The 6366-nt window shown below is 36.1% G+C and carries 2 protein-coding genes; one reads left to right on the top strand and one right to left on the bottom strand.

The window, feature by feature from the left end:
- Nucleotides 1–241: 241 nt before the first annotated feature.
- Nucleotides 242–1549, bottom strand: a complete 1308-nt coding sequence (locus ABWO41_RS14350; protein WP_353139443.1) for an OmpA family protein — start codon at nt 1547–1549, stop codon at nt 242–244.
- A 278-nt stretch (nt 1550–1827) separates the two neighbouring features.
- Here ABWO41_RS14350 and ABWO41_RS14345 point away from each other — a divergent pair, with 278 nt between their 5' ends.
- Entirely contained in the window at nt 1828–5931 is a 4104-nt protein-coding gene (locus ABWO41_RS14345; protein ID WP_353139440.1) for a hybrid sensor histidine kinase/response regulator transcription factor, read from the top strand.
- Nucleotides 5932–6366: the final 435 nt, after the last annotated feature.

Here is a 6366-nt window from a genome sequence, read left to right as displayed (position 1 = left end):
CTAGTATTGGTAAGATCGCTAACAATATTCCAAATAATGGTACTTATGTATTTAACGCTTTTGATTACTTTGAATATAAACCAAGTGGATTTAATGAAATTAAATTAAAATTAATCAACGATTCAGATCCAACTATATATGATCTAACTCATACTTTTTATATTACTGCAGATTAATTGGGAAAAAACAAATCCGTTCCCTAATATCAGGAACGGATTTGTTTTAACGAAGTGTGACTCCATTAATACAAAGTAAATTCTACACGTCTGTTTTTCTGACGGCCTTCTGCTGTTTTATTAGATGCAATAGGTTGAGTTGGACCATATCCTGTTGCCTCAATTCTTGATGCATTAGCTCCCTGACTTACTAAATAAGCTTTAACAGATTCTGCCCTTTCTTTAGACAATCTCATATTCAAGGCCATAGAACCTGTGTTATCTGTATGTCCGGCAAGTTTCAAGCTAAAGTTTTTATCTACTAGCAATTGAGCCACTCTATTAAGTGTAGCATAAGAAGTAGAACGTATGGTAGCTTTACCCAAATCGAATTCCAGATTTTTAATAGCTTCGTCTACAATTTTACGATCGGCTTCTGTAACTACAATTTTCTCCCTGACAATTTCACGAGGTCCGGTCATTGGGCAGCCAGAGCCATCTATCACAGTGCCGCTAGGAGTATTCGGACACTTATCAAATTTGTTTGCCACGCCATCACCATCGTCATCACCCATGTCTTTTGCATATTGTTCACGGTCTCTGGCAGCATTTTGTTCTGCAGTAGATAAAGCTCTTCTTAGTTCTTCACTTTCTGCTGCTGTACGTTTTCTTAAATCTGCAATAGGGCTATAATGAATCAGTTGAGGGTTATTGCTATTGCCAATAGCAAACTCTAAACCAGCGTGACCATAAGAAAAGTTGTCATATCTGCCAGAATTCAATCCGTCAAAATCGGCAGCTTTAACAAAATTAACATCGTAACCAAAATCAAGATTAACACCTTTGGCAATTCCAATTTTAAATCCGGCGCCCACTGGCACAAACCAATTTTCTGAATATCCTCTGGATCCCGGAGCGTTGGTTACTTCAGCATTAGAAGACATATATCCTGCTCCCGCTTTTAGATAAGGAGAAAAATAGCCGTTTTCTTTATTCATACTGAAATTAGCTATGGTTAAATTAGCTGTTAAAGCAGCAGACCATTCGATATGAGATTTAAAGCTGGAATTGGCTATGTATGAGCTTGTCACAGCGTCCCATTGTCTTATCCCTTCTACATGACCCGCTAAGAAATCGGCCTGTAATCCAAAAGCCGGAATAATTTGTTTCTTAATATAACCACCATAACCCCAATTTTCAGTCGGTGTTTCGTAATCGTTACCTGCACCTCTAAAAATGGTATAAGGCGTTAATACTCCCCCATGGGCCCCAATAGACCAGGTTCTGAAGTTTTTAGTTGAGAACCTATCGGTCTCGGTTGATATTGTCTGAGCAGACAATTGCGTTAATGTTCCGCACAAGGATATCATTAAGGCTAGTTTAATTGTTTTCATAATTAATAAATGTTAGATAATGTCATAAATGTTAATTACATCAAATACGTACATTGAAATACTTTGCCAAAAAGTTTCTTTTTTACTTAAGTTGTTGATATATTGATAATTAATTGATTTAATCTATCATGCCAGCCTTCTTTTAAAATGATTTTTTTGTATATTTTTGAATACACTTATACCGAAGATCCGATAGGTATCATTTATATTCTATTTCGAATCATATTGTTGGATTCCATGAGATAACTCGTATTTTAGCTATTGGTTAGTGTGAGCAGATGAAAAAAATCGTTACGTTTTTCTTAGCTTGGATATGCACTTTAAACGTCTTTGCTAAACTTTCTTTTGATCATATTTCTGTTATTGACGGACTTTCACAAAGTACTGTACTTTCTATCTGTAAAGATAGCAGGGGATTTTTGTGGTTTGGAACAAGGGACGGTTTGAACAGATATGATGGCAGGACAATTAAGCAATACAAAAATGATCCTTTGGATCCAAAGTCATTAATTTTTGATGATTACATATACACTATTGTAGAAGATAAACAGCAGAAATTATGGATTGGCACTCAGCGGGGAGTCAGTTATTATTCTCCCGAAACCGATTCTTTTGAGCAGATAAACTATAAAACTGCTGGTAAGAGTAGTTCTTCTTCTTTTGCAGTCCTTTATATCCTCCCAGCCAGAGATGGAAAAGTTTGGTTTGGTACTAACGATGGTCTATTGTACATAGACCATGTCAATTCCAGAAAATTCAAAGCATTTAATAAAGGTAACGGTTTAGCTGGTACAGAGGTCTATTCTGTATTTGAAGACGCAATAGGGAATATTTGGGTTGGAACTGTCACCGGGGTTTCCAAACTGATTCCTTCAAGAGACAAAAAGAGTTATACTATAAAGAATTATTTCACCGATAAAAACAACCCACAAAGTTTAAGTGCCAACTTTGTTAGAACAATAGCAGAAGATAACAAAGGTCAGATCTGGTTAGGAACAGAAAGAGGTGGCGTTAATTTGTATCAATCTACGACAGATAATTTTAAAAGATATACTTCAAAAAATTCGCGCCTAAATGATGATATAGTCAGGAAAATATACGTGGCTAAAGATGGAACCATGTGGATTGGGACTATGAACGGCTTAAACGTATATAATCCGTTTACCAAAGATTTTCAGGTATACCGACATGATCCGGATAATGAAAAAAGTATCAATGACAATTCAATTAAGGATATTTATGAAGATAATAATGGCTCCATTTGGATTGGGACAAATTTCGGCGGTGTAAATGTTGCCCACAGAAATTCCCTTACTTTCGATATTTTCAGACACAACACTTTTACCAGTAATAGTGTAAGCGGAAACCTGATAAGTGTTCTGGCTAAGGACAATAATGACAATTTGTGGATAGGCACCGAAGGTCGGGGATTAAATTTCTACGATACCAAATCAAAAACCTTCAAGAGGTATACGCATCAGGAGCAAAACTCCGCCAGCATTGGTTCTAATACCGTAAAATCTATTTATGTAGATCAAAAAAATAATATCTGGATAGGGTTATTTGAAGGTGGCCTGGAACTTTTTAACCCGCAAACCGGGGGATTTAAGCACTTCAGACCAAATTCCAATGATCCACATGCATTAAATCATGGTTATATTAGTGCAATAGACGGAGATAAAGATGGAAATATATGGATTGGAACTTCTACCAAGGGAGTGAATATTTTAAATCCGCAGACAAATGTGTTTTCTCACATAAATACCACAACAAAAAGTAAGACTTTAAACAGCGACTATATTAAAGATATTTTAATTGATTCTAAAGGTAATGTGTGGGTAGGGACTGTCCAGGGGATAAATTTACTGGGAAAGGGAGCTCCGTCTTTTGTGTATTTCACTAAAGGTGAAAGTGGTTTAATATCAAATTATATCAATTGTATCGAGGAGGACCAGAAAGGGAATATTTGGATAGGTGCACATAAAGGAGGCTTAAGTGTTTACGACGCAAAAAAAGGTCAGTTTAAGAACTATACAAAGGCCAATGGACTAATAAGTGATAACGTTGTTGGGATTAATTTTGATCTGGAAAATAATGTATGGATAAGTACAGATAATGGGTTGTCTATGTTAAACGTACAAAAGCAAACCTTCAAAAATTTCGATATCAACGATGGTTTACCCAGCAACGAATTCAGCCTAAACTCCTCTTTGCGTGACAGTGAAGGGAATTTGTACTTTGGTACCTATAACGGTCTCATTTCCTTTAGGCCAAAAGATATAGCATTTAATAATAATCCCCCGAAAATAGTATTCACAAGTTTAAAGTTGTTTAATCAGCTTGTAAAGGTAAACGGGGAAGATGGTATCTTGGATGAAGACATATCCTTTAAGGATAAACTGGTATTTAAGGCTCACCAAAATATTTTTTCAGTAGACTTTATTGCGTTCAACTATATCAGCTCGAGCAGAAACAAATACGCTTACAAGCTGGAAGGTTTTGAGAAGGAATGGAATTATGTAGATAATCCGTCTGCCACATATACTAACTTACCGGCAGGAACTTACACACTTTTAGTAAAAGCTTCTAATAATGACGGTGTTTGGACAGAAAACCCTAAAGAACTTACCATTAAAGTACTTCCTCCGTTATGGAAAACCTGGTGGGCATATCTAATTTATACCATTTTGTTTATTGTAATCTGGTATCAGGTAAATAAATTTTTGCGTAAACAGCAAAAGCTGGAAACCGATTTATACTACGAACAGCTTAATCACGAGAAACAGGAAGAGCTATACCAAAGTAAATTGGAGTTTTTTACAAGGATATCTCATGAGATACGCACTCCTTTAACACTAATTTTTGCTCCTCTGGAACGATTGATAGAATCAACGAAACAAGATACACTGTTAAATAAACAACTGTTCAGTATTAAGAATAATACCGAGCGGCTTTTACATCTCATCAGCGAGCTTTTAGATTTTAGGAAGATAGATACCGGAAATCTTAAATTAAAACTTCAGGCTGTTGATTTGGAAATATACTGTCAACAGATTTTCGAATCGTTTAAAGGACAGGCACAAGCAAAAGAGATTGAGTTTGTTTTTGAAACACAGCAAGATCTTTATGTAAGAATAGATATTCACCAAATGGAAAAGGTGATCTTTAATTTACTGTCGAATGCCTTTAAATATACTAAAGCAGGCGGTAAAGTAATATTGCGTTTGCGGGGAGATGAAGGTGCTATCTTTATAGACGTAGAAGATAACGGAACAGGAATTCCGATAGAAGACCAACAAAAGATTTTCGATAATTTTTACCAGAGCAAGAACGAAACAGTAAAGAGTGCCGGTTGGGGTATTGGTTTGGCTCTGGCGAAGAACATCGTAGAACTTCATGAAGGTCAGATTTTTCTGGAAAGCAGGGTAGAGACACCGGAAGCCAATGGATTTACCTGTTTTACAGTAAAACTTCAGCGGGCACTTGTAACAGAAAGTGAGTTAATGGAAGTAAAAGAAGAAACGCCAATCTTATCTGCCATGAGCTTAGAAGAAGCCAGGCTTTTGCAAGAAAACCCGGTAGAAATTAATACAAGTATAAAAGAAAAGGCTCACACTATTCTTGTGGTAGAAGATAACGATGAGCTAAGGACATTTCTAATGCAGTCGCTTTCTGAAAATTATCAGATTCTGGAAGCAAGGGATGGACAGGAAGGGCTTGATCTGGCATTGAAAGAAGTTCCGGATATCATTGTTTCGGATGTAACGATGCCCAATATGGATGGTTTTGAGTTCTGCAGTCTGGTTAAACAGCATGAAACAACAAGCCATATTCCGGTCATTATGCTCACTGCAATGGCTTCGCATATGCATCAGGTTGGTGGACTGGAGTCCGGAGCAAATATTTACCTGACCAAGCCTTTTAGTGTACAGCTATTGGAACTGCATATTAAAAACCTGATCAGATCTGCAGAGGCATTAAAAGAGAAATTCAGCAGGCAGGTAATGCTGATGCCAAGGAATATTGAAATAGAACACCCGGAAGAGAAATTCCTGAATAAGCTGGTTCAAATAGTAGAAGACAGTATGGAGGATTCCGATTTCAATGTAAGTATTCTGGTAGATAAGATAGGAATGAGTCAGACTGTTCTTTACAAGAAAATAAAAGCTCTTACGGGAATGACTATAACAGACTTTATTAAGTCGTTACGCTTAAAAAGAGCCGCACAATTGTTAGATCAGCGTAAACTCAATATTTCTGAAGTTGCATATTCTGTTGGTTTCAATGACAGGAAGTATTTCAGTAAAGAATTTAAAAAGCAGTTTGGCAAATCTCCATCAGAGTATATTGGTGAACAATTGGAAGGTAAGGATGAGGAGTAAAGGGGCGGAGTGAAAGTTAGAAGTTGAGCTTTGAAAGTTCTTTTTATATTGTTCTTAGTGTCCAAAGTCGTTAAATATGTTTGCATAGCACAATATCTGTAGCTCTAATAATATATCCCCCAATAAATAAAAGCCTGAAATTGTAAGAGTTCCATAAGTGAATAAAAACGGCTTATAAAGCCTAAGAAAGTAGCGTGTTATAAAAATTACCCCTATTTCAACCAATTTGTAATACTCCTAATCCTATATTTTGAAGAATATTTGAAAAAGCATCCTTTAAACTTTTGTTTATACAAGGAAACCTAAATGTTAACAGAATTAGAGATGAGGATTTTTCAGATTTTTATATTCGTCCTATTGTGGAACTTTGTACAGGCACAGCAAAAGCCAAACAGTGTTATTAGTTATACATAAGATTAAGGCTATGGCGATTAA

The organism is Pseudopedobacter sp. (assembly GCF_040392825.1).
GTDB lineage: Bacteria > Bacteroidota > Bacteroidia > Sphingobacteriales > Sphingobacteriaceae > Pseudopedobacter.
This window is presented reverse-complemented; position numbering and strand designations above follow the sequence as displayed.